Source organism: Propionibacterium australiense, from assembly GCF_003666605.1.
In the GTDB taxonomy this organism is placed as follows: domain Bacteria; phylum Actinomycetota; class Actinomycetes; order Propionibacteriales; family Propionibacteriaceae; genus Propionibacterium; species Propionibacterium australiense.
Map to the genome: position 1 here is coordinate 259,370 of NZ_RCIV01000002.1, position 24,489 is coordinate 283,858.

General features: G+C 68.7%; 22 protein-coding genes. 13 read left to right on the forward strand and 9 right to left on the reverse strand.

Annotated elements, in window-relative coordinates:
• Positions 1-24: 24 nt before the first annotated feature.
• The 5 genes from D9T14_RS03220 (at position 25) to D9T14_RS03240 (ending at position 8,299) form a co-directional block, all read left to right on the forward strand.
• The gene (locus D9T14_RS03220) at positions 25-2,262 is read left to right on the forward strand and encodes an alpha-1,4-glucan--maltose-1-phosphate maltosyltransferase (RefSeq protein WP_374955765.1); all 2,238 of its coding nucleotides are present in this window, start codon (positions 25-27) and stop codon (positions 2,260-2,262) included.
• 100 nt (positions 2,263-2,362) lie between these two features.
• Positions 2,363-4,123 (forward strand): maltose alpha-D-glucosyltransferase, encoded by a 1,761-nt coding sequence (gene treS, locus D9T14_RS03225; RefSeq protein WP_119160881.1) that lies wholly within the window; start codon positions 2,363-2,365, stop codon positions 4,121-4,123.
• Between the two features lie 10 nt (positions 4,124-4,133).
• Entirely contained in the window at positions 4,134-5,459 is a 1,326-nt protein-coding gene (locus D9T14_RS03230) for a phosphotransferase (protein ID WP_170175694.1), read from the forward strand.
• Between the two features lie 17 nt (positions 5,460-5,476).
• Entirely contained in the window at positions 5,477-7,396 is a 1,920-nt protein-coding gene (gene glgB, locus D9T14_RS03235) for a 1,4-alpha-glucan branching protein GlgB (RefSeq protein ID WP_119160716.1), read from the forward strand.
• Positions 7,397-7,498: 102 nt separating this feature from the next.
• Positions 7,499-8,299: an NUDIX hydrolase gene (locus D9T14_RS03240; RefSeq protein ID WP_119160717.1), complete on the forward strand. Its 801-nt coding sequence runs from the start codon at positions 7,499-7,501 to the stop codon at positions 8,297-8,299.
• Between the two features lie 283 nt (positions 8,300-8,582).
• On the opposite strand, the gene pgm is transcribed toward D9T14_RS03240, so the two are convergent.
• Complete coding sequence (gene pgm, locus D9T14_RS03245) at positions 8,583-10,214, reverse strand: phosphoglucomutase (alpha-D-glucose-1,6-bisphosphate-dependent) (protein WP_119160718.1); 1,632 nt, start codon at positions 10,212-10,214, stop codon at positions 8,583-8,585.
• Between the two features lie 166 nt (positions 10,215-10,380).
• Here pgm and D9T14_RS03250 point away from each other — a divergent pair, with 166 nt between their 5' ends.
• Both D9T14_RS03250 and mce read left to right on the forward strand, forming a co-directional pair.
• Positions 10,381-11,352 (forward strand): tetratricopeptide repeat protein, encoded by a 972-nt coding sequence (locus D9T14_RS03250; RefSeq protein WP_119160719.1) that lies wholly within the window; start codon positions 10,381-10,383, stop codon positions 11,350-11,352.
• A 177-nt stretch (positions 11,353-11,529) separates the two neighbouring features.
• Positions 11,530-11,979: a methylmalonyl-CoA epimerase gene (mce, locus tag D9T14_RS03255; protein WP_119160720.1), complete on the forward strand. Its 450-nt coding sequence runs from the start codon at positions 11,530-11,532 to the stop codon at positions 11,977-11,979.
• A 310-nt stretch (positions 11,980-12,289) separates the two neighbouring features.
• Here mce and D9T14_RS03260 read toward each other — a convergent pair whose 3' ends face one another.
• A complete protein-coding gene (locus tag D9T14_RS03260; RefSeq protein WP_197720664.1) occupies positions 12,290-12,709 on the reverse strand; it encodes a hypothetical protein in 420 nt (139 codons plus the stop codon).
• A 294-nt stretch (positions 12,710-13,003) separates the two neighbouring features.
• Between D9T14_RS03260 and D9T14_RS03265 the strand changes: the two genes are divergently transcribed.
• The 3 genes from D9T14_RS03265 to D9T14_RS03275 all read left to right on the forward strand — a co-directional run bounded on the left by D9T14_RS03265 (position 13,004) and on the right by D9T14_RS03275 (position 16,602).
• On the forward strand, positions 13,004-13,588 hold the full coding sequence (locus D9T14_RS03265) for a hypothetical protein (RefSeq protein ID WP_119160721.1): 585 nt from the start codon (positions 13,004-13,006) through the stop codon (positions 13,586-13,588).
• Positions 13,589-13,682: 94 nt separating this feature from the next.
• Positions 13,683-14,924, forward strand: coding sequence for a 1-acyl-sn-glycerol-3-phosphate acyltransferase (locus tag D9T14_RS14105; protein ID WP_232012503.1), 1,242 nt, complete (start codon positions 13,683-13,685; stop codon positions 14,922-14,924).
• A 103-nt stretch (positions 14,925-15,027) separates the two neighbouring features.
• On the forward strand, positions 15,028-16,602 hold the full coding sequence (locus tag D9T14_RS03275; protein ID WP_119160722.1) for a hypothetical protein: 1,575 nt from the start codon (positions 15,028-15,030) through the stop codon (positions 16,600-16,602).
• 48 nt (positions 16,603-16,650) lie between these two features.
• On the opposite strand, the gene nucS is transcribed toward D9T14_RS03275, so the two are convergent.
• Positions 16,651-17,361, reverse strand: a complete 711-nt coding sequence (gene nucS, locus D9T14_RS03280; RefSeq protein ID WP_119160723.1) for an endonuclease NucS — start codon at positions 17,359-17,361, stop codon at positions 16,651-16,653.
• An 82-nt stretch (positions 17,362-17,443) separates the two neighbouring features.
• On the opposite strand from nucS, the gene D9T14_RS14110 reads away from it, so the two are divergent.
• Both D9T14_RS14110 and D9T14_RS03290 read left to right on the forward strand, forming a co-directional pair.
• Complete coding sequence (locus D9T14_RS14110) at positions 17,444-17,722, forward strand: Rv1322 family protein (protein ID WP_119160724.1); 279 nt, start codon at positions 17,444-17,446, stop codon at positions 17,720-17,722.
• A complete protein-coding gene (locus D9T14_RS03290) occupies positions 17,719-18,546 on the forward strand; it encodes an alpha/beta fold hydrolase (RefSeq protein ID WP_119160725.1) in 828 nt (275 codons plus the stop codon). Before D9T14_RS14110 ends, D9T14_RS03290 begins: the two co-directional genes overlap by 4 nt.
• On the opposite strand, the gene D9T14_RS03295 is transcribed toward D9T14_RS03290, so the two are convergent.
• Complete coding sequence (locus tag D9T14_RS03295; RefSeq protein ID WP_182482033.1) at positions 18,533-19,195, reverse strand: peptidylprolyl isomerase; 663 nt, start codon at positions 19,193-19,195, stop codon at positions 18,533-18,535. The genes D9T14_RS03290 and D9T14_RS03295 overlap by 14 nt on opposite strands.
• A gap of 113 nt (positions 19,196-19,308) precedes the next feature.
• On the opposite strand from D9T14_RS03295, the gene D9T14_RS03300 reads away from it, so the two are divergent.
• Positions 19,309-19,974, forward strand: coding sequence for a cob(I)yrinic acid a,c-diamide adenosyltransferase (locus tag D9T14_RS03300; protein WP_119160727.1), 666 nt, complete (start codon positions 19,309-19,311; stop codon positions 19,972-19,974).
• Positions 19,975-20,050: 76 nt separating this feature from the next.
• Here the strand turns inward: D9T14_RS03300 and lplAB are convergent, their stop codons facing one another.
• From lplAB to D9T14_RS03325, 5 genes are read right to left on the reverse strand one after another with little or no spacing between them, the layout of a single operon-like run.
• Entirely contained in the window at positions 20,051-21,100 is a 1,050-nt protein-coding gene (gene lplAB, locus D9T14_RS03305; RefSeq protein WP_119160728.1) for a lipoate-protein ligase LplAB, read from the reverse strand.
• 14 nt (positions 21,101-21,114) lie between these two features.
• On the reverse strand, positions 21,115-21,591 hold the full coding sequence (locus D9T14_RS03310; RefSeq protein ID WP_119160729.1) for a DUF2550 domain-containing protein: 477 nt from the start codon (positions 21,589-21,591) through the stop codon (positions 21,115-21,117).
• Positions 21,592-21,633: 42 nt separating this feature from the next.
• A complete protein-coding gene (locus D9T14_RS03315; protein WP_119160730.1) occupies positions 21,634-22,101 on the reverse strand; it encodes a F0F1 ATP synthase subunit epsilon in 468 nt (155 codons plus the stop codon).
• A complete protein-coding gene (atpD, locus tag D9T14_RS03320; protein WP_119160731.1) occupies positions 22,101-23,552 on the reverse strand; it encodes a F0F1 ATP synthase subunit beta in 1,452 nt (483 codons plus the stop codon). The genes D9T14_RS03315 and atpD overlap by 1 nt, the downstream gene beginning before the upstream one ends.
• Positions 23,553-24,488, reverse strand: coding sequence for a F0F1 ATP synthase subunit gamma (locus D9T14_RS03325; protein ID WP_119160732.1), 936 nt, complete (start codon positions 24,486-24,488; stop codon positions 23,553-23,555).
• Position 24,489: the final 1 nt, after the last annotated feature.

Sequence of the window (24,489 nt, forward strand, 5' to 3'; positions counted from 1 at the left end):
TCGCTGGACCGGTAGCGTAGACACGTGTTCAGCAAGTGGAAGTCGCGCTCCCAGCGCCGCAACGAGAGCCCTCAGCAGATCCCTGACGAGTCCACCGCGCCCCCCGTCACGGCGTCCCCGGCGCCACTGGAGCCTCAGGAGCAGGAGACGGCTCCTGAGCCCGCCGCGCAGCAGCCCGTCGCCGCCGAACCGGAGCACGTATCCGTCGCCGAGCCCGACCGGGCGCGGTACGCCGATCCCGAGCCGCTCGCCGAGCATCCGGCTCGTCTCCCGGTGCCCTCGCGTCGTGGCGTGCCGAACGGCTTCGGACGCATACCGGTTCACAACGTCTCGCCCGTCCTCGAGAACGGCGCCTACCCGGCCAAGGCCGTCGAGGACGAGACCATCACCGTCAAGGCGAACATCTTCCGAGAGGGCCACGACGCCCTGGGCGCCTGCATCGTCCTCACCGATCCGGCCGGCGCCGAGCAGCGTTTCGACATGGCCCAGATCGAACCGATGGGCCTGGACATCTGGGCCGCCCAGGTGCCGCTGGGAGCCCCCGGCGACTACAGCTTCCGTGTCGAGGCCTACGACGACCGCTGGCGCACCTGGCGGCACAACGCGGACATCAAGTTCGAGGCCGGTCTCGACATCCCCCTGGTGTGCGCGGAGGGCAGTATCCTCCTGAACGAGGCCGCCGCTTCGGCGCGCGCCGCCGGAGCGGAGCAGGACGCCGCGCTGCTGGCCGACACCGCCCAGCGCCTGGACGCCGACGCCCCGGTCGGCCGGCTGACTGCACTCGTGACCGACCCGGCCGTCAACGCGGGAATGGGCCGCTGGCTCCCCCGCAGGCTGCTGACCCCCACCGGCGAGTTCCCGCTCGTCGTTCACCGTCGCGGCGCCCAGTTCTCGAGCTGGTACGAGTTCTTCCCCCGCTCGGTCGGTGCCGTGCGACACGAGGACGGCTCCTGGACCTCGGGCACCTTCCGCTCCAGCGAGAAGATGCTGGAACGCATCGCCGCGCTGGGCTTCACCGTCGCCTATCTGCCGCCGATCAGCCCGATCGGGCGTGCCTTCCGCAAGGGGCCGAACAACACGCTGCAGGCCGGCCCCAACGACCCCGGCTCGCCGTGGGCCATCGGATCGGCCGACGGCGGCCACGATGCGGTCAATCCGGAACTGGGCACCATCGAGGATTTCGACCACTTCGTGGCCCGCGCCCACGAGCTGGGTCTCGAGATCGCCCTGGACTTCGCCCTGCAGGCCTCCCCGGACCACCCGTGGGCGGTCGAGCACCCCGAGTGGTTCACCACCCGCGCCGACGGCACCATCGCCTACGCCGAGAATCCGCCGAAGAAGTACCAGGACATCTACCCGATCAACTTCGACAACGATCCCGAGGGCATCTACAACGAGGCCCTGCGCCTGGCCGAGTTCTGGATCGATCACGGCGTGACGATCCTGCGCGTGGACAATCCGCACACCAAGCCGGTCGACTTCTGGGCCTGGTTCGCCGCGCGCCTGCACGAACGCCACCCCGAGGTCGTCATCCAGGCCGAGGCCTTCACCCGGCCGGAGATGATGCACGCCCTGGCCAAGGTCGGTTTCCACCTGTCCTACTGCTACTACACCTGGCGCAACACCAAGTACGAGCTGAGCGAGTACCTCACCGAGTTGTCGACCCAGTCGGTGGACTTCTTCCGTCCGAACTTCTTCACCAACACCCCGGACATCAACCCGAGGTTCACGCAGTCCGGCAATCCGGCGGCCTTCGCGATCCGCATGATCCTGGCCGCGACGATGAGCCCGGCCTGGGGGGTCTACTCCGGTTTCGAGCTGTGCGAGCACGAACTGCTCAAGCCTGGCGGCGAGGAGTACCTGAACTCCGAGAAGTACGAGTACCGGCCGCGCGACTACGAGGCCGAACCCAATCTCAACGGGCTCATGACGATGCTCAACGCGATCCGCGCCGGGCATCGGGCGCTGCAGCAGATGCGCGGCACGCAGGTGCTCGCGACGAGCAGCGACAAGATCTTCGCCTTCGCCAAGCGCGACGGGCAGGACCGTGTCGTCACCATCGTCAGTCTCGACCCGGATCAGGGTGTGGACGGTACCGTGCACATCGACCTCGCCTGGCTCGGGCTCGCCCCGGACGCCCGTATCCGTGTTCACGACGAGCTGACCGGCCAGGACTTCGACTGGGGCGCCGACAATTACGTACGCTTGTGGCCGGCCCAGCCCGCCCACATCCTGTCGGTGCGCCCGGCAGATCAGGGCTGATCCGATCGGTCGTGGTGCGGACCCGCCGGGTCCGCACCACGACTTCCTGCGCTGAGGACCCTCCTCCGCACCGTCAGCACTCGGACACAGGCAGCAGATGATGACGATCATTCCCCGCGATTCGAAGACCCCGAGCTTCGACGTTCCAGAGGACGACTACGACGCCAGGCTGGAACTGGCCCTGGCCATGACCACGCCCCGTGGCGCCATCGACCCGGAGGACCACAGCTGGTTCAAGACGGCAGTCTTCTACGAGGTCCTGGTCCGATCCTTCGCCGACTCGGACGACGACGGCATCGGCGACCTCGCGGGCCTGACCAGCCGCCTGGACTATCTGCAGTGGCTCGGCGTCGACTGCCTGTGGCTGCCCCCCTTCTTCGCCTCGCCGATGGGCGATGGCGGCTACGACGTCGCGGACTACCAGGCCATCCAGCCCGGCCTGGGCACCCTGGACGAGTTCGGGCAGTTCATCGACGCCGCCCACGACCGGGGCATGCGCGTCATCATCGACATCGTCATGAACCACACCTCGACGCACCACCCGTGGTTCAAGAGCTCCCGCAGCGACCCCGACGGCCCGTACGGCGACTACTACGTGTGGCGTGACGCGCCCGACGAGTACTCCGACGCACGGATCATCTTCCTCGACACCGAGGACTCGAACTGGGCCTGGGACGAGGTGCGCGGCCAGTACTACTGGCACCGCTTCTACTCCCACCAGCCCGATCTCAACTACGAGAACCCACGGGTGCTCACCGAGATGCTCAACACCCTGCGCTTCTGGCTGGGTTTCGGTGTCGACGGTTTCCGGCTCGATGCCGTGCCCTATCTCGTCGAGGCAGAGGGTACGAACTGCGAGAACCTGCCGGGTACCCATGCCATCCTCAAGCAGGTGCGCCAGATGATCGACGCGGAGTTCCCGGGGCGCATCATGCTGTGCGAGGCCAATCAGTGGCCGCGTGACGTCATCGAGTACTTCGGGGCCGGTGACGAGTGCCAGATGGCCTTCCACTTCCCCGTGATGCCCCGGCTGTACATGGCCATGGAGCGCCACACGCGCGAGTCGATCACGACGATCCTGGCGTCCACCCCCCCGGTCCCCGAGGGCTGCCAATGGGGCACCTTCCTGCGCAACCACGACGAGCTGACCCTCGAGATGGTCACCGAGGACGATCGGCAGTACATGTGGCGCCATTACGCGCCCGATCCGCGCATGAAACTGAACCTCGGCATCCGGCGCCGTCTGGCTCCGCTCATGGACGGCGACCCGGACAAGATCCGTCTCATGCACGCGATGCTGTTGTCATTGCCCGGCTCACCGGTGCTCTACTACGGCGACGAGATCGGCATGGGCGACAACATCGACCTGCCCGACCGTGACGGCGTGCGTACTCCGATGCAATGGACCGGAAGACGAAGAGCCGGTTTCTCGAAGGCGGAGCCGGAGGATTTCTACCTGCCGCTCATCGCCGACGAACGTTATGACCCCCGCCATGTCAACGTCTGCGATCAGTTGAGCGATCCGAGCTCACTGCTGTTCTGGCTGCGCTCGATGCTCGCCACCCGCCGCGACAACCCGGTCCTCGGCCTGGGTGACTTCATGGACCTGGGCGGCGAGAACGACGCCGTACTGAGCTATCTGCGGACACTGAGCGACGAGAACGGCACCAGCCGCGTCCTGTGCCTGAACAATCTCTCACCCGAACCGCAGGAGATCTTGCTGTACCTGCCCAACTTCGCCGATTACCAGACCATCGACCTGGTGTCGGCGCGGAGCCACGAGCCGGTCGGCCCCAACCACGAGTTCAGGCACCACCTGCCGCCATGGGGCTATGCCTGGCTCGCGCTCATCGAGCCCTAGGAGAAGAACGATGGTGAGTGATCTTCAGGCCGATCCGCGCTGGATCCACGCAGCGGATTCACGCTGGTTCGCCGGAAAGGGTTCCGGTGCGGTCCCGGTGCGCATCACGTCACTGGACTGGATCGTGCCACCGGGCGGAAACAAGCCGGCCGTTCGCCCGGAGATCCTCTCGGTCGCCTTCCCGGACGGCCGGCGCGAGGACTACCAGCTGCTGCTCAGCTACCGCATGGACCGTGTCGCCCGGGCCGTCATCGGCCGCGGGCTGAACGAGAACTTCGAGTGGGTCCATGACGCCACCAGGGACCCGCAGGCGATCATCGCTCTCGTCGACGCGCTCCGGGGCGATGGCCACGGGAAGGACTGGCAGGCTCATCTGGCGGCCGATGCCCTGCCCGCGGATCTTCGTCCGGTCCGCGTCTTCGAGGGCGAGCAGTCGAACTCGACCGTCTTCCTCGGCAGCCACGCCCTCATCAAGATCATCCGCCGCCTGGAGCCGGGCCGCAGCATCGACATCGAGCTGCACGAGGCCCTGGCGAGGGCCGGCGTGACGAGCACCGACGAGCTGCTCGGCTCGCTGAGCGCCACCCGCACTGCCGACGACGGCAGCGGCGTGCAGGTCGACCTCGCCATGATCACCACGCGCATCAACGACGCCCGGGACGGCTGGGAACTGGCAACCGGCGAGGCCGCCGCGGGGCACGACTTCTCCGGCCACGCGGCCCGGCTCGGTACGGCGCTGGCGCAGGTGCACACGGCCCTGGCCGATCAGCTCGGCACCAGCACGCTGAGCGGCGAGCTCATCGCGGACGCCATGACCACTCGGCTGGCCTGTGCCGTGACGGAGGTACCGCAGCTGGCGGAGTACGAGACGGCCCTGCGCGGCCTCTTCGACGCACTGCGCGACCGTGAGCTGCCGGCTCAGCGCATCCACGGTGACTTCCACCTGGGCCAGACCCTGCTGGGCCGGGACGGCTGGCACATCATCGACTTCGAGGGGGAGCCCCTCAAGTCCCTTGAGGAGCGTCGCAGTCCGGACAGCCCGCTGCGCGACGTCGCCGGCATGATCCGTTCCTTCGGCTACGCCGCGGCCAGCGCGACGGGCCTGACACCGGCAGCACGTGAGAGCTGGGAGCGGTCCTGCTCGGAGGCCTTCACCGCTTCGTGGACAGGCGCCGATCCGCTCCGGACGCAGGGCGATACGCTGAGCGCATATGTGGCGGACAAAGCCATCTACGAGGTGGTCTACGAGCACCGCAACAGACCCGGCTGGGTCCACATACCACTGAATACGCTCAGGGCGCTCGCCGCCCCCGGTGCATCAGAGGCACGATGCTGATGCAGAAAGGTTTGGCCATGGCTCGAATGAACTTCGGGAATCTGACCGGACAGGACCTCGAAGGTTTCCACAACGGCGGAGACACGGAGGCATGGCGGCGACTGGGTTCGCACGTCGTCGACGTCGAGGACCCCCAGCGCGGCACCCTGCGCGGCACCCGCTTCGCCGTCTGGGCGCCGAACGCCCGCCGCGTCCAGGTGATGGGTGACTTCAACTGGTGGCAGGGCGATGACATGGAGCTCGTTCCCGGTTCCGGTGTGTGGGCGCTGTGGAAGGAGAACGTGCTCGAGGGCACGCAGTACAAGTACAAGATCCAGCACACCGACGGCACCTGGCAGGAGAAGGTCGACCCCTTCGCCTTCTACTCGCAGGTCCCGCCCGAGAACGCGTCGGTCGTCTGGACCTCCCGGCACGAATGGGCCCCGACCGAGGACGAGTGGCTCGCCCGTCGGGCCGCCGCCGATCCCTACCACTCCCAGATGAGCATCTACGAGCTGCACCTGGGCAGCTGGCGCAAGAGCCTGGACTACAAGCAGCTCGCCAAGGAACTCCCCGAGTACGCCGCCTGGATGGGCTACACCCATGTCGAGCTCATGCCGGTCATGGCACACCCGCTGGCCGCCAGCTGGGGCTACCAGGTCACCGGCTACTACTCCGCCGATTCGCGCTACGGCAACCCCGACGAGCTGCGCGAGCTGATCGAGGCCCTGCACGCCGCCGGCATCGGCGTCATCCTCGACTGGGTGCCGGGCCATTTCCCCAAGGACGACTGGGCCCTCGGCCGCTTCGACGGCACGGCGCTGTACGAGCACGCCGACCCGCGCCAGGGCGAGCACCCGGACTGGGGCACCTACGTCTTCAACTACGGCCGCAACGAGGTCAAGAGCTTCCTGGTCTCCAACGCCCTCTACTGGATCAGCGAGTTCCACATCGACGCCCTGCGCGTCGACGCGGTCGCCTCGATGCTCTACCTCGACTACTCGCGCAACGAGGGCGAGTGGGTGCCCAACAAGTACGGCGGCCGCGAGAACCTCGAGGCCATCGACTTCCTGCGGTACGTCAACAGGCACCTGTACGAGCGCCAGCCCGGCGTCATGATGATCGCCGAGGAGTCCACCAGTTTCCCGGGCGTCACCAAGCCCGTGCACGAGGGCGGCCTGGGCTTCGGCTTCAAGTGGAACATGGGCTGGATGAACGACTCGCTCGAGTACCTCAAGCTCGATCCGATCTACCGGCAGTACCACCACAACGAGATGACCTTCGCGATGGTGTACGCCTACTCCGAGAACTACATCCTGCCGATCAGTCACGACGAGGTCGTGCACGGCAAGGGCTCGATGGTGAACAAGGTCCCCCAGGACGACTGGCGCAAGTTCTCCACCCTGCGCACCTTCTACTCGTTCATGTGGGCCTTCCCGGGCAAGCAGCTGCTGTTCATGGGCCAGGAGTTCGGCGAGCGCGCCGAGTGGAACGAGGAGGCCGGCCTCGAGTGGTGGGTCGACGGCCTGCAGTGGCATCGGGGCCTGCGCGACATGATGCGCGAGATCAACCTGGTGCAGGCCGCGACACCGGCACTGTACGAGCGTGACTGCGAGCCCGATGGCTTCAGCTGGATCAACGCCAACGACTGGATGGCCAACACCTTCAGCTGGCTGCGCTACGGCGCCGACCACGACCACGAGATCGTGGCCTGCCTGGCGAACTTCTCGCCCGAGCCCTACGACCAGTACGCGATCCGGGTGCCCAGGCCGGGGGTGTGGCGTGAGATCCTCAACACCTCCGATCCCCGGTGGGACGGCAGCGGCGGCTACGAGAACGGCATCCTGACCACTTTCGTCGGAACTGACGGCTCCGACCAGCTCATGGTGCGGGTCCCCCCGCTGGCCGGCCTGTGGCTGGCCTATGACCCGGTCGCCAGCGCCGAGCAGGGTTTCTGAGGGCCGCGGCCGACTGCGCTAGATTCACGGGTGAACGCGCCGGGCTCTGCTCCGCGGGCAGGCCCGGCTCGTCACCACCACGAGGATCGGGAGGGCCGGCCCATGGTCGATGGTTTCCAGGTGCGCGTCGTCGTCGAGGGCGACATCGGAGTCCTGCACTGGTCCGGCTACGCCGACCAGCACACCCTTGACGAGGCGGTCTCGCTGGCGGCCGATGACTCGCTCATCGGCCGCGGCCTGCGGCGCGTCGAGGCCAGTGTCCCGGCCACCGACCGGCCTGCCCAGCGCGCCCTGCACAAGGCCGGTTTCCGCCGCGAGGGCAGGCGGCGCCGTGCCGTCCCCGACGGTGACGGCGGTTTCGTCGACGCCCTGCTGTACGCCCGCCTCATCGAGGACCAGGTCTACGGGATGGGCGCCATGACGGCGATCATGGACTCGGTCATGCCGGCCCACCGCGTCATCGGCCACGTCATCATCCGCGACGAGATCGACCGGATCCTGTTCGTCGAGCCCACCTACAAGGAGGACTGGGAACTGCCGGGCGGTGTCGTCGAGGTCGACGAGTCGCCCCGCGACGGCGCCATCCGCGAGGTGCGCGAGGAGCTGGGCGTCGAGATCACGGTGAGGGACCAGCCGCTCGTGGCCGACTGGATGCCGCCCTACCTTGGCTGGCACGACGCCCTCGAGTTCATCTTCGACGGCGGCCGCATCGCCGCCAGCGACATCGAGACCTTCGTGCCCCCGCCCGAGGAGATCCGCGACTACCACTGGGTGGCTCCCGCCGAGATCCCCCTGCGCGTCAAGGACTTCTCGGCGCGACGCATCGCTGGCATCCTGGACGGCACCGGCCTGGGCTACACCGAGGCCGGCTCCCCCGTCGATCCGGGCCGGTCACCGGGCTGAGCCCGGCAGCTGTACGACTGGTCTCCCACCGCGCGACCGGCCAGCACCACGGATCCGTGCGCCGGAGCGCGGTCGGACGGCTCGTGAGGTCGTGCGGAACCGGCGGGCTGCTCACGACCGGTTCGCCCGGGAACCGGGTGCCACGAGAACCAGGCGTTGCCCGGTCGGTGGCGGGCACACTCGCGGAGGCGGTGCTGTACCGCTGCGACGGGACGAGCCGGGCGGGGCGAGCGGATGAGACGAACCGGATCCGCTCGCCCCGCACCGGAACGGCGACGAGTCCTCAGCCCTCGAGGGCCTCGGAGACCACCTGGCGGGCGCCCTCCTGCAGCTGGGCGAGGTGCTCGGCGCTGCGGAAGGACTCGGCGTAGATCTTGTACTTGTCCTCGGTGCCCGAGGGACGGGCCGCGAACCAGCCTCCGTCAGTGGTCACCTTGACGCCGCCGATGGCGGCCCCGTTGCCGGGGGCCTCGGTGTAGATGTGGGTGATCGGGTCACCGGCCAGCTCGGTGGCCTTCACGTCCGCGGGCGAGAGGGCCTTGAGGCGGGCCTTCTGCTCGCGGGTGGCGTCGGAGTCGATACGGGCGTAGTGGTAGTCGCCGAACTCGGCGGCCAGCTCCGCGTAACGCTGGCTCGGGGTCTGGCCGCACCTGGCGGTGATCTCGGCGGCCAGCAGGTCCATGATGAGGCCGTCCTTGTCGGTCGTCCAGGTGGCCCCGCCCAGTTCCAGGAAGGACGCGCCGGCGGACTCCTCGCCGCCGAAGCCGAGTTCGCCGCTGATGAGACCGGGCACGAACCACTTGAAGCCGACGGGCACCTCGACGAGGGTACGGCCGAGCTTGGCGGCCACGTTGTCGATCATCGAGCTGGACACGAGGGTCTTTCCGATGGCGGTGTCGGCGGGCCAGCCTGGGCGGTTGCCGTACAGGTACTCGATGGCGACGGCCAGGTAGTGGTTGGGGTTCATGAGGCCCGCGTCGGGCGTCACGATGCCGTGCCGGTCGGAGTCGGCGTCGTTGCCGGTGGCGATGTCGTACTTGTCCTTGTTGCTCACCAGCGAGGCCATGGCGTTCGGGCTGGAGCAGTCCATGCGGATCTTGCCGTCGGTGTCGAGCGTCATGAAGTACCAGGTCGGGTCGATGACCTTGTTGACGACGGTCATCGAGGGGATGAGGTTCTCCGCGATGTACTCCCAGTACTGCGCGGAGGCCCCGCCGAGCGGATCGGCGCCGATCCGCAGGCCGGAGGCCCTGATGGCCTCGATGTCGACGACGTTGACGAGGTCCTGGCAGTAGGCGGTGCGGTAGTCGTGGCGCTCGACCTGGGCGGCGGCCTGCTCGTAGGGGACGTGCTTGATCGCACCGAGGTCGCCGAGCAGCTCGTTGGCGCGGGCGGCGATCCACCCGGTGGCGTCGGTGTCGGCCGGGCCGCCGTTCGGCGGGTTGTACTTGAAGCCGCCGTCGCGCGGCGGGTTGTGCGAGGGCGTCACGACGATGCCGTCCGCCAGGTCCGTGCTGCGGCCGCGGTTGTGGACGATGACGGCGCGCGACAGGGCAGGAGTCGGCGTGTACTCGTCCTCGCGTTCGGCGATGACGTGCACGCCGGCGGCGACGAGCACCTCGATGGCGGTCTTCCAGGCCGGCAGGCTCAGGCCGTGGGTGTCCTTCGCGATGAACAGCGGGCCGGTCGTGCCCTGCGAGGCGCGGTACTCGACGATCGCCTGGGTGATCGCCGCGATGTGGGACTCGTTGAAGGCGCCGTCAAGGCTGGAGCCGCGGTGCCCCGAGGTGCCGAAGACGACCTGCTGGTCGGGATTGGCGGGGTCGGGCTTGATGTCGTAGTAGGCGCCGATCACTGCGTCGACGTTGATCAGATCGGAGGGGAGAGCCGGTTTCCCGGCGCGTTCGTGTGCCATGGACCCATCTTCCCCCACTCCGGGCCGTTGCGCTCACGTGTTCACCGATCGGTTCGCCGGACCGTCCCCCAGCTGTCCCCGATCCGTCGGCTGAGAACCGGTCATGGGGCGCGCCTGACCCGCATCGGCGGGTGGACCGCGACAATGCGGTGGAACAATTGGGGGCATGAGTCAACCGGTCAATCCGAATCAGGCCTCCGGCCCGGCGCAGCGCCGCCCTGCGCCCGGCACATCCGCCGCCAGCGCGTCGTTCAGCCGCCCTGGCGCCGTCGACCTGTCCCAGATCGCGGCCCAGGCATCCGCCCAGCAGACGCCCCCGGGCTCCCCGGGCGGTGCCGGCAGCTACACGGTCGAGGTCACCCAGGCCGAGCTGAACTCGGTGCTGCAGCAGTCGATGAACTACCCGGTGGTCATCGCGCTCCTGTCGGGCGCCGACCCGGGCTGCCAGCAGCTGCGGGCGACGCTGACCAGGATCTCCGACGACGACGCCGGCCGCTGGCTGCTGGCGACCGTCGACGTCGACACCCAGCCGGGCATCGCCCAGGCCTTCCAGGTGCAGGCCGTCCCGACCGTCATGGCGGTCATCGGCGGTCAGATCGCCCCCCTCTTCCAGGGCACGGCCGACGAGCAGCAGGTGCGCGCCGTCCTCAAGCAGGTGCTCGACATGGCCGTCGCGAATGGCGTGGCGGGCCGCGCCGCCCCGGTCTCGCACCCGGACGCCGGCCCCGACCCCAGGTTCGTCAAGGCCGACGAGGCCATGGCCGCCGGGGACTACGCCACGGCGATCGCCGAGTACGACAAGCTGCTCGCCGCGAACCCGAAGGACCGCGAGGCCGCGGCCGCCAGGGCCACCGCCGCGATGCTGCTGCGCAGCCCCCAGGGCGGCGGACGGGACGCGATCGCCGCTGCCGACGCCGACCCGGCCGACATCGACAAGGCCTTCGCGGCCGCCGACGCCGAGATCATCGCCGGCAATGCCCAGAACGCCTTCAGTCGTCTCATCGGTCTCATCCGCACCACTGCCGGTGAGGACCGTGAACGGCTGCGCGTACGGGTTCTCGAACTCTTCGAGACGATGGACCCGGCCGATCCGGTCCTGCTTGCTGCGCGGCGGGACCTCGGCTCCGCGCTGTTCTGACCCGCACCGCGGGCCGGGACGTTCCCCGCTGACCAGAACCAGGTCCTGGGCCCGGTCGGGAACGGCCCGGCCGGGCCGTCCGGGTCTGCCGGAGGCCGACTGCCGGTCGTGCCGGGAACCGCATCCCAGTCCTGCCCCGGCGCTGCCCGGACGGTTCTGCTGTGCGATGATGCCCCCATGGAAAACGAAGATCTCTTCACCTGTATTGACCACGTCGCCTACGCCTGCCCCGATGCCGACGAGGCCGCCAAGTTCTACATCGAGACCTTCGGCTGGCACGAGATCCATCGTGAGGAGAACCCCGAGCAGGGCATTCTCGAGATCATGATGGCCCCTGCCGCCGAGCTGACCCCGGACATGACCCAGGTCCAGATGATCAGCCCCATCAGCGAGACCTCCACCACCGCCAAGTGGCTCGAGCAGCACAACGGCCGTGCGGGCCTGCATCACATGGCATGGCGCGTCGACGACATCGACGCCGTGAGCGCCACCCTGCGTGAGCGCGGCGTCCGCCTGCTCTACGACGAGCCGAAGATCGGTACCGGCGGCAACCGCATCAACTTCATGCACCCGAAGTCGGGCCGCGGCGTGCTCATCGAGCTCACCCAGTACCCGAAGAACGCCTGAGTCCCCCGGTCCGGGCCGGCACCGGCCCGGCCAGCAGACCCGTTGTGGCGCGTCCGATCCGGGACGCGCCACAACCGTGTCATCCCGCCGGCCCCCGCCGTGACACGTCGGTCCCGTCACGCCGGGCATCCGTCGCGGCGCACGAAATGGGATGGCCATCCCGGGTCCGGTCCGTCCCCGCGATGGCGCGGGGGTCCGGTCCCTGATCCCTGGACCCCGCCAGGACCCTCGTGGCCGGCAGGGCGCCGTCGGGTTCGTGGGCCGCACCGGTTCTGCGAGAACACCGCCGGGACACGAGGACCGTGGGCGGTCACGTGAAGTAGTCCGGGTACTCCTCGAAGGGGTCGTGTTCGCCGTGATCGACCCAGCCGCTCGCGATCTGTCCCGCGGTGATGCCGGGGAACAGGACCGTGTGGCCGTTGAAGCCCTCGTCGACGTACCACAGGACCAGGCCGGGGTCCGGGTGCAGCGACCTCACCCAGGCCGCCACCTCTGCGCTCTGATCCGGGATGCCGTCCACCGAGATCATGTCGTTCGGGAAGTGGGTCACCGTGAAGGATGGAGCGCCGGCCGGGTTCACATCGACCTCTGCGTCGCTGATCTCTGCTGCGGGATCGTTCTCGAACGTGCGACAGCCCGGCCACTTCCGCCGGGCCTGGCGCAGGAAGGCATCCGCGTCGAGCATGTGCTGGTCCGGGACGACCGTGATCACCATGAAACTGACGCCCATGTCTGGGCTCCTCTCGTCTTGGCGCATGCTACCGATGCGCAGCACGCATCTTCCCTCCACCCGGCATGATCCGTAGCATGATCCGAGATCACTGACCGGCCGGCGGAAGGAAGAATCCTCATGGAGGAGCAGGCGAATGATCCGGGCGCGCAGCCCCGTCGGCCGACGTCCTCAGCGCCCTTGGCAGGATCGACGCCCGGCACCCCGGCGCAGGGCTCTCGGCTTCGCGGCCATCTGCCGCCGCCCCCGGCCTCACCGGCCCCGGTCCGGCTCACCCAGAGCGCGGAGAACCAGGTGGGCAAGTATCTTCTCTCGGGTGCCGCGGCCCTGCTCGTCCTGCTGTCAGGCGCCACCCTCGTCGCGATGTGGTGGGACACGATCCCGGACCTCGTCAAGGTCTCCGCGGTCTTCGTCATCGGCGTGCTCCTCACCGCCCTGGGGACGTGGCTGGCCCTGCGGCACCGCGGCAATGCCCTCCACGCCGCGACCGTGACGGGGATCGGCGGCGGGCTCGGATTCGTCGGGCTCATGGGCGCCGCCCTGCTCCATCTCGTCCCGTCGGTCGCCTCCTTCGTGGCACTCAGCGCGTGGACCCTGGTCATGCTCGGCCTCGCCGCCCGCACCAGGCTGGTCTTCACCATCATCGTCGCCGCGCTCGGCGGGGTGGCGACGACGCTCCTCGCGGCCGGGCAGGTCGCCGAGAACCCCACCGAGGCCCTCCTCGCCCTGCTCCTCATGGTCGCCTACGCCGCCTCGACCTGCCTGACCTCGGCGGTAGTGGTCCGCTTCGTACCCCGCGATCGCGTCCCCCTGCACCTCATCGCGCCCCTGGTGCTCATCGTCGCCACCGCCGCACTCGTGCCCATCGAGGCGTCCTAATTGGATCTCGGCGCCGGGGACGGTCGCCGGTCTCGGACTGCTCGTCGCCCTCCTCGCCGGGCTCCCGGTGCTTCTGAGCGGAGGCCAGTCTGGGGTGTGGACCTTCGGCGTCCTCGTACTCGTCATGGGCGTGCTGCTGCAGGACCGGTGGGATCTCGCCGTCGTCATCCTCGTGGCGGCACTGGCCGCCGTCGGACTCGCGCTCGTCACCGACCGCCGGCTCAGGGGCAACACCGCTGTGCGCGCGACCACCGTCATCGTCGCCGTCCTGCTCGTGTGGCGGGTTCCCGCCGCCATCGCATCGCTCGCGGACGGGCTCGGCCTGTCGACGCAACAGGCCATGACCCTGAACTGGACGCTCAGCCCGCTGGTGCTCGTGCTCCTCACGGCGTTCGGTCTGGGCTCGGGGCTGCACCGGCCCGCAGCCCTCCTCACCGGCCGGGCCGTCGGGGACGCCGCCCTCCGACGCCATACCCACCACACCGCCCTTCGGCTCCGCACCCGCCACGCCGCTCTTCGACCCACGGCCTCCTGCTGCCCGGGACGGCGGTGGCCGGCCACCGGATGCCCCGCCACCCGTGAACGGGCCCGCAGGCCCGCCCTGAGGTTTCCGGGACGGATTCCGGGGCTCGTCGCGCCGATGAGGGCGCCCGCCCGTGGTGCAGTCCGCCCCGGGCCGCTCCCCCGTTGTGGACCGGCCCCGCCCCGCGTACCCGCCCCGAGTGCTCCGGTGCGGCACGATAGGAGCATGAGAATCCGTCGTGCCCTGGCCGATCTCGGCTGGCGTCTGTCCCCCTATCGACTCGTCGGACGTGCGTTGCCGTCCGAGCCAGGTATCTTCCTGGGGGCGCCGCACACCAGCAACTGGGATTTCATCGCCTTCCTCGGCGTCGCCTGGCACTACGAGATGCCGATGAAGGTGCTCATCAAGAACTCCTGGGTGAACAGTCCGGCGGGGCCCCTCATCAAAGCGATGGGCGGTGTCGGCGTGGACCGTTCCAGGCCTTCGGGACTGGTCGAGGACCTCGTTCGCAGGGCGGCGCAGGGTGAGCACTTCCAGCTCGTCATCGCACCGAAGGGGACCCGCTCGCCACGCCCCTACTGGAAGTCGGGTTTCCACCGCATCGCGCTCGGCTCGGGGCTGCCCGTCACCCTGGCCGGCATCGACCACGACCGCAGGGAGGTCGAGATCGGCCCCACGCTGATGATGAGCACCGACACGAGGGCCGACATGGCGAAGATCCGGGACTTCTACTCCCGCTTCGGCGGCGTCGTCCCGTCCAGGCGTTCCGAGCCTCGCCTGCGCGAGGAGGACGCCGGACAGCCGGTCCGCTGAGCCCCCACCCGCCACCCGGCGGTCCCACACCCCGACGGCGGGTCACCCCGGCCGGTGAGCCGGTCCGTTGATAACCTGCACGTGAACGTCCTCAGGAGCCTTGATGAGCGATTACACCGATGCCAACGCCGACGAGTTCAGCGAAGAGACCGGTCTCAACCTTTTCGACGACAGGGCCAGTGCGGCCGGTAGTTTCCCCCACGCCATGATGGGCTACGACCGCAGCACGGTCGACAACTACGTGCGGGACATCGAGCACCGCCTGGCCGCTGCCCGTCAGCTCAATCGCGACCGCCTGCGCGACCTCGAGATGCTCAAGGCCCAGCAGGGCTCCACTGATTTCACCAGGCTCGGCTCACACGCCACGGCGCTGCTGCGCGCCGCGGAGGCCCAGTCGGACGATCTCGTCTCGAAGGCCGGTATCGAGGCCGAACGGATCAAGGAGGAGGGCCGCCGCGTCGCGGCCGGTCTGCGCGCGAACGCCCAGACCGAGGCCGACGACATCCGCGTCTCGGGCATGACGAACCTGCGGGCCATGCGCGAGGAACTCCAGCGTCAGAGCCAGTCGATCCTGGACGAGGCCAGGGCCCAGGCCAACAATCTCGTCGAGACCGCACAGCGTCACGCGCAGACGGTCACCGAGGAGGCCGAGCACAACGCCGCCATGACACGTCGGGCCGCCGAGGGTGAGGCGGAGGCCTCACGCAACCAGATCGCCAAGCAGGCCGCCGACGCCGCCACCGCCTCCCGCAACGAGGCCGACCAGATCACCGGTGCCGCCCGTGCCCAGGCGGAGCAGATCCTGACGAACGCCCGCGCCGAGGCCGAGGAACTCAAGGCCGGCGCCACTGCACAGGCCAATGACCTGCTGGCCGAGGCACGCACGGAGGCCACCGATGTACGGACCAAGGCCGAGCAGGAAGCGGCGGATCTGCTGAGGGCCGCCCGCGCCGAGGCCTCCGAGACCACGACGAAGGCCAACCAGCTGGCCTCCGACACCGCCGGCGCCGCTCAGGCCCAGGCCGAGAAGATCCTGGCAGAGGCCCGCGACGCGGCCGACGGCATCCGCGCCGAGGCGAACGAGCAGGCCAGGGCGCGTCAGGACGAGGCCACCGCTCAGGCCGAGACGATGCGCGCCGAGATGGCCGAGCTCTACGCCGCCGCGACGAAGGCCTCCGAGGAGTCCACGCGCCTGACCCAGGCACAGGCCGCCGAGGCACGCAAGGTCACCGACGAGGCCCTTGAGAACGCCGAGCAGATCAAGACCGAGGCCGCGAACATGGCCGAGGCCACCATCGCCGCGGCCAACCGGCAGTCGGCCATGATGAAGGATCGCCTCGAGGAGCAGTACGCCTGGCGCAAGGAGCAGCTCGAGCGTGAGGTCAACGCCCTGCAGCTGCGCAAGGACGCCCTCGTCGCCCAGCTCGCCAACATCCGCGAGCTCGGCGAGGAAGCAGCCGAGGACTTCACCACCGCGGACGCGGCCGAGCCCGCCGCCGATGTGAGGCTGCCGCAGGACGAAGGGGCCGAGGACACCCATGAGGTCCCGGTCACCGACGATCAGGAATGGCTCAAGGAGGCCCCTGCCGAGCAGGCCCAGGCGGGCGCCGATGAGCCGACCGCCCTCATCGACACCGAACGGCTCAAGAAGGGCGCCCAGCAGGTGAAGAGGCGCTGAGGACTCGCGGGGTGTCAGGCCCCGCCGGCGGCTCGCGTCGGACGGGGTTCAGAACAGCCTCTCCGCCGAGTTGTCGATGCCGCGCAGCGCGTCGTAGTCGACCGTCAGGCAGGTGATGCCGCGGTCGGCGGCCAGCACACGGGCCTGCGGCTTGATCTCCTGGGCCGCGAAGACCCCGGTGACCGGCGCGATGAGCGGATCACGGTTCATCAGTTCGAGGTAGCGGGTGAGCTGTTCGACGCCGTCGATCTCCCCGCGGCGCTTGACCTCGACCGCCACGTAGGCGCCCTGCGCGTCGTGCAGCATGAGGTCGACCGGGCCGATCGCCGTCGGGTACTCACGCCGGACCAGGGTGTAGCCCTCGCCGAAGGTGCTGGGGTTCTCGGCCAGCAGTGCCTGCAGATGGGCCTCGACACCGTCCTTGCGCAGGCCTGGTTCGGCGCCCAGCTCGTACTCGTTGTCGTCGATGATCTCGGCTATGGCGATCTGCAGGGTGTCCTCGCCGGCGCCCCTGACCGTCCACACCTGCTGGATCTGCTCGTCCAGGTCCGATGTCGTCGCGGCCAGGTCCTCGGGGGCCTCCTGCACCGTGAGCGTGCACGGCGGGGTCATCCAGTTGAGCGGCTTGTAGGCGCGGTCGTCCGCGTGCACGGACACCGCGCCGTCGGCCTTGATCATGATGAGCCTGGTGGACATCGGCAGATGGGCCGTGAGCTTGCCGCCGTAGTCGACCTGGCATCGGGCAATCACCAAACGCACCCCGCCAAACTACCAGTGCCCCGCCCCGGTGGCGGGGCACCACCGGCACGGTGCCTCGGGCACGACGGGTTAATCTTGAGGAGTGGCACGTCACCGTTCGAGCAAGCACACCCGGCCCGTGCGTCCCCTCAGCCATGCCGCCTACCAGACCAGCGCCACCAAACGGGACGGCCGCTGGATCATGCGCCAGATCCGCGCCGGGCAGTCGACCAAGGACTACCGCTGCCCCGAGTGCGATCAGCTCATAGCCGCCGGTACGGCCCACGTCGTCGCCTGGCCGCACACTCCCCCGATCGGCTCCACTTCCGGTCTCGACTTCCGCCGCCACTTCCACGGCTCCTGCTGGAGCCGCAGGCCGTGAGCAGCGCCGTCCCGCTGCACGTCACGGTGGCCGGTTCGGGCCCCGCACCCGTCGTCTTCCTGCACGGCTTCCTCGGGCAGGGCAGGAACCTGGCCCAGGCGGCGAGGGGGATCGGTGACCTGGCGACGAGCCTGCTCGTCGACGCGCCGAATCATGGCCGGTCCGGCTGGACCGAGCACTTCGACTACCCGCAGTTCGCCGACATCATCGCCGGCGAGATCACGGCCCGTGGCGCAGCCCAGCGGCCGGCCCTCGTGGTCGGGCACTCGATGGGCGGCAAGATCGCGATGTGCCTGACGCTGCGCCACCCCGAACTCGTCGCGCGTCTGGTGGTGGTCGACGCCTCCCCCGTCCGATACGAGCAGACCGGTTTCTTCGAACGGGTCCTCGACGCGATGGCCGCGCTCGACACCGAGCACCTCGCCTCACGTGACCAGGCCGACGCAGCGCTGTCCGCTGTCGTGCCCGACGCGAGGATCCGGGGCTTCCTGTTGCAGAATCTGCATCGCGCGCCGTCCTCGGACGGCCCCGGCTGGCGGTGGCGGTGCAATCTGGGGATGCTGAGCGCCGAGCTGGACGAGATGGCCGGTTTCCCCGATCCGGGCGGGGCCAGCTGGCAGGGGCCGGTGCTGTGGCTCGCCGGCGCCCGCTCCGATCACGTGCAGGCCTCCCATGCCCCGGCCATGCATGCACTCTTCCCGCGGACCCGGCTGGTACGGTTCAAGGATGCCGGCCACTGGGTGCACGCAGACCAACCGCAGGTCTTCACCCGGATACTGCGGGCCTTCCTGCAGAGCTGGCCTGCCGGCCTCAGCCCAGCGTGACCTGTCGCAGTGTCGTGTCCGCCGCCGGCGCGGGTGAGGCGCCCTGCTTGAAGCCCTTCTCGGCGATCTGGGTGAGCACCTGCTGCCCGGCCTCGTCGATCGTGCCGAGCACCGGGTAGTCGCCGCTGATCTGCGATTCGGCGTAGGTCATGAAGAACTGGCCTCCGTCGTGCTCGGGATCGGCGAGGACGACGAGCCCGGCCGGGTAGCTGCACTCGGTGCGGGCCTCGTTCGCGCAGGTGACCAGGGGCGAGTTCGTCTCCGGCGTGAGGCCGTAGCCGGATGTGCCCTCACCGGTGCCGCTGGGATCGCCGCACTGCAGGATCCGTATCCCGGCATTGGTCAGGCGGTGACAGCTGGTGCCGGTGTAGTAGCCCTGGGCGGCGAGGGACTCGAAGGAATGCACCGCGCACGGCGCCGCGGACCGGTCGAGGGTGACGGTGAGGGTGCCGGCGGCCATCGTCAGGGTGACCGTGGCAGTGCCGGTGGTGGGCACCTGGGCACCGCTCGGCGGATCGGCGACCTTGGCCGCTCCACCGGTGACCGTGTACTCACAGCTGACCCAGGCGGTGGCGGCGGTGTCGCTCGGCCTGGGCGACGTCGGGGCCTTCGCGCACCCGGCCGGCACCAGTGCCAGAGCGGCCGCCACGACTCCCCCTATCCTGCCTGTCCTGCTCATCGTCGGCTCTCTTCCCATGATTGTCCAAGGTTGTCATGTTGGGGGCCACCGGTCCGGTGCGCCATGCCGGTTAGTCTGGGTTCATGGTGAATCTGACGCGTATCTACACTCGTACCGGCGACGCCGGCATGACGAGATTGTCGAACAATGAGGTGGCAGACAAGACGGATCCCCGCGTCGAGGCCTATGGCAGCACCGACGAGACCAATTCCGCCATCGGCGTGGCCCTCACCCTTGGTCCCGACGAGAAACTGCGCGACGCCCTCGTCATCGTGCAGAACGAGCTCTTCGACGTCGGCGCCGACCTGTCCAACCCGGTCGTCGCCGATCCGGAGTGGGAGCCACTGCGTGTCGTTCAGTCGTCCATCGACCGTCTCGAACGATGGTGTGATGAATTCGGGGAACCGCTGCCGAATCTGCGCTCGTTCATCCTTCCAGGCGGCTCCCCCCTGGCCGCTCAGCTGCACGTCGCCCGCGCCCTGGCCCGGCGCGCCGAACGCAGGGCCTGGGAGGCGGTGAAGGCCTTCGGCTCCGAGGACGGCGAGGCCGATCCGCGCGGCGGTGTCAGTCTGCTCGCCGTGAAGTACCTCAATCGTCTGTCGGACCTGTTGTTCAACATGGCGCGCTATGCCAATCTCATCGCCGGGCACGACGAGGTGTTGTGGCTGCCAGGAGGCGAGCGCAATGCCGAACACGCCGAACGGCTCGCTGCCGAGAAGGCCGCGCGGAAGACCTCTCAGACACAGTGACCGAGATCGGCCGCTACCCGGCCTCGTGGTACCCGGGGCCTTGCGGCCCGCCGGGAACCACGAGAGGGGGCGCCGGTCACGGCACGCGATAGGTCCACTCGTTCGTGGTGAACTTCTCGTCGAGCAGGCGCCTGGCCTGGGCGATCTCCTCCGGGCGGTAGCCTGACTCGGCGGCGTCGTAGCGGTTCATGAAGTAGGCCATGAAGCGCCGGAATATCTCCTCACGCGGCAGGCCGGTCTGCGAACGCATCGGGTCGACGCGCTTGTTGGCGCTCCTCGTCCCCTTGTCGGAGAGCTTCTCCCGGCCGATGCGCAGTACCTGCATCATCTTGTCGGCGTCGATGTCGTAGCTCATCGTCACATGGTGCAGGACCGTGCCACCGACCAGCCGGCGCTGGGCGGCACCGCCGATCTTGCCCTTGTCGCTTGCGATGTCGTTGAGCGGCTTGTAGCTGGCGTGAACACCGACCTCCTCAAGGGCACCGAGCACCCAGTCATCGAGATAGGCGTAGGACTGCTCGTAGCTGAGTCCCTCGACGAGTGAGCCGGGCACCGTCAGCGAGTAGGTGATGCAGTTGCCGGGCTCCATGAACATGGCACCGCCACCGGTGATGCGGCGGACGACGCGGATGCCGTACGCTGCGGCGTTCTCGGCGTCGATCTCGTTGCGCACCGACTGGAAGGAACCGATGACGACCAGCGGCGAGTCCCAGTCCCAGAAACGCAGCACCGGGCCTCGGCGCCCGGCGGCCAGCTCGGCCGGGAAGACCTCGTCCAGCGCGACGTGCATGGCCGGATCCATGACCTCGGGGCCGATGACCTCGAATCTCAGGTCGGCCCAGCTGATGGCACCGCCGACGGCGCGACGGGCGGCAATGGCGACCGCCAGCGGGTCGAATCCGACCAGCCGTGCGTTCTCATCGAGTGCCGCCTCGATGGAGGCGGCCAGTTCTTCGGCCGAGGCCGAGGTCGGGACGCCGTTGATACCGGCGTTGATCTGTTCGAGGGCTTCGTCGGGTTCGAGGAAGAAGTCCCCCGACAGATGGGCGTTCGCATAGCGGCCGTCGACCTCGTCCACGTGGACGATGACGAGCTTGCCGCCCCTGACCTTGTACTCACCGCGCACGGCGTATCTCCTGTTCAGTTTCGGTCTGACTGGTGCATCGCACGATAGCGCTCCTCGCCGGGCGGGCCGGCCTCGAGCCAGCTCATGAAGCCAGTGAGACACTCAACGTCCATGCCCAGGTGCCACAGCGCCGACTCGTCCTGGCCGGAGCGCTGGGTGATGGCGACGACCTCCTGGCCCGCCGTGAGCCGGTTCAGGTCCTTGTCATCGGGCGGTCTGTGACCGAGCAACTCGGTCCTGCGGCGATGAATGACGACATTGGGCCGGTATCCGAGAGACAGCACCCGGTACCAGCCGAGACGGTTTCCCTCATAGCGTGCCAGGCCGGAGTGCCAGGGGCGCACGACGGGCTGTTCCTGGCGCAGCTGGCACTCGAAGACGGCCCCGCGCGACCAGATCCACCGGATGCGCAGGACGCAGAGCAGGCAGACAACGAGAACGAGCGCGACGACAAGGCCCGCCACTGCGACGATCACGGTTCCCGTTCCCATGGCAGAAACTTACTCGTACCGCACCGATGGACCAAGCCCGGGTCAGTTCCTCTCCCGGATGATCCGGACCGGGGCCGGTGTGATCTCGACCTCGCCCTCCCCGGCCAGCGCCGCCGCCCTGGTGGCGGCGCGCACCTGCGCGATGGCGTGGTTGTAGGCCCGCACCTGGTCGTGGTCGGCCTCGCCCGCGTCGACGACATCGTGCAGATGGGCGATCGTACTGCGGGCCTGGTCCACGGAGATCTCTGATGCGATCTCCCCGAAGGCGCTCAGCAACGAGACGTGGTTGTTGAACACCGAGACGAAACCGTCGGAGACGGCGATGACCTCGGTGACCCCGTCGACCTGGGTGATCTGCACGGCGCACGGCACGAGAGCGGCCATCAGCGGCGTGTGGTTGGGCAGGATACCGATGTCACCTTCGGTGGTCCTGGCGATCACGCTGACGGCCCGGCCCTCCCAGACCTTGCCGTCGGCTGCGACCACCGCGACCTCGAGGGATGCGGCCATCAGGCCTCCTTCTTGAGCTGGTCCCACTTCTTGTAGACGTCATCGAGGTCACCGACGTTGAAGAAGGCCTGCTCGGGGATCTCGTCGCACCTGCCCTCGCAGATCATCTTGAAGCTCTCGACGGTCTGCGTCACGGGAACCGTGGAGCCCTCGACACCGGTGAACTTGGCGCCCGTGTACATGTTCTGGGACAGGAACTGCTGTACCCGGCGGGCCCGGGCCACGACGATCTTGTCCTCCTCGCTCAGCTCGTCGATGCCCAGGATGGCGATGATGTCCTGGAGCTCCTTGTTGCGCTGCAGGATCTGCTTGACCTGCGTGGCGACCTCGTAGTGCTCCCTGCCGACGTACTCGGGGGCGAGCAGCCGGCTGGTGCTGGTCAGCGGGTCGACGGCCGGGTAGAGACCGCGCGAGGCGATCTCGCGGGACAGCTCGGTGGTGGCGTCGAGGTGGGCGAAGGTGGTGGCCGGGGCCGGGTCGGTGTAGTCATCGGCCGGTACGTAGATGGCCTGCATCGAGGTGATCGAGTGCCCGCGCGTCGACGTGATGCGCTCCTGGAGCTGACCCATCTCGTCGGCGAGGTTGGGCTGGTAGCCCACTGCCGAGGGCATGCGGCCCAGCAGCGTGGAGACCTCCGAGCCGGCCTGGGTGAACCGGAAGATGTTGTCGATGAACAGCAGCACGTCCTGGTTCTGGACGTCGCGGAAGTACTCGGCCATCGTCAGGGCGCTCAGGGCCACCCTCAGCCTGGTGCCGGGCGGCTCGTCCATCTGCCCGAAGACCAGGGCGGTGTCCTTGAGAACACCGGCCTCGTCCATCTCGTGGATGAGGTCGTTGCCCTCCCTGGTGCGCTCGCCGACCCCGGCGAACACCGATGTGCCGCCGAAGTTGTGGGCGATGCGGTAGATCATCTCCTGGATGAGCACCGTCTTGCCCACGCCGGCGCCGCCGAACAGGCCGATCTTGCCGCCCTGGACGTACGGGGTCAGCAGATCGAGCACCTTCAGGCCAGTCTCGAGCATCTGGGTGCGTGGTTCGAGGGCGTCGAAGGCCGGCGGGTCGCGGTGGATGGGCCAGCGCTCGGTGACGGTGATGGAGGATGGGTCGACGTTGAGGACGTCACCGGTGGCGTTCCACACGTGGCCCTTGGTGACCTCCCCGACCGGCACGGTGATCGGTGCACCGGTGTCGACGACCGGGGTGCCGCGGCGCAGGCCGTCGGTGGGTTTCAGCGAGGTGCAGCGCACCGCGTTGTCCCCGATCTGCAGGGCCACCTCCAGGGTGATCGTGCGTTCGCCCTCACCGGAGTCGAAGGTCACGTGCAGGGCGTTGTTGATCGCGGGAACCCGACCATCGGGGAACTCGACGTCGACGACGGCCCCGATGACACGGAGGACATGGCCGCCGGCCGTCGTCTCGGCCGAACCGGGAACTGTGGATGTGACAGTCATTCAGATCTCCTGCGTGGATTCGGACAACGCGCCTGCGCCGCCCACGATCTCGTTGATTTCCTGGGTGATCTCGCCCTGGCGGGCCTGGTTGGCCTGTCTGGTGAGGGTGTCGATGAGGGTGCTGGCGTTGTCGGTGGCCGAGTGCATGGCCTGCTGCCGGGCGGCCAGCTCCGAAGCGGCGGACTCACGGAGCATGTACTTGATGCGGTCGATGACGTACAACGGCAGCAGCGCACCGAGCACGGTCTCGGGGTCGGGCTCGAACAGGTACGGGGGAACGAAGCCCTCGGGGCGTTCCAGCGCCTCGTCGGGGCTCTCGGCCAGGTCGCCGCTGTCCTCGACGATCTTGAGGGGCAGCAGCCGGATGATCTCGGTCTCCTGGGTGACGAGGGACCGGAAGCGGGTGAACACCACGTGGATCGAGTCGACGCCGCCCTTGTCGGTGGGCCGCAGGAACGCCTCGATCAGTCTGTTCCCGATCTCGTAGGCGTGCCGGTAGTGCGGGTCGTCGCTGAAACCGGTCCAGGAGCCGGCCAGTTCGACGCCGCGGAAGGTGAAGTAGTCGCGGGCCTTGCGTCCGACGGTGTAGATGTCGATCTCCCGGCCGAGGTCGCGCAGCCGGGTGATGAGTCCCTCGGTCGCCCTCATCACATTGGACGGGTAGCCGCCGGCCAGACCCCGATCCGAGTTCACCACGAGGATGGCCACACGTGTGGCGTCGGTGATGTCGTTCGTCAGCGGGTGGTCGACACTGGAATAGGCCGCCGCCGACGAGACCGCCTTGACCAGCTCGCGGGTGTAGTCGTCCGATTTGCGGGCCTTCAGCTGCGCCTTCGTGACACGCGAGGCGGCGATGAGCTCCATGGCCTTGGTGATCTTCATCGTCGTGGCCACGGAGTTCCTGCGCTGCCTCAGCTCGCGGAGGGATGCGGGCATG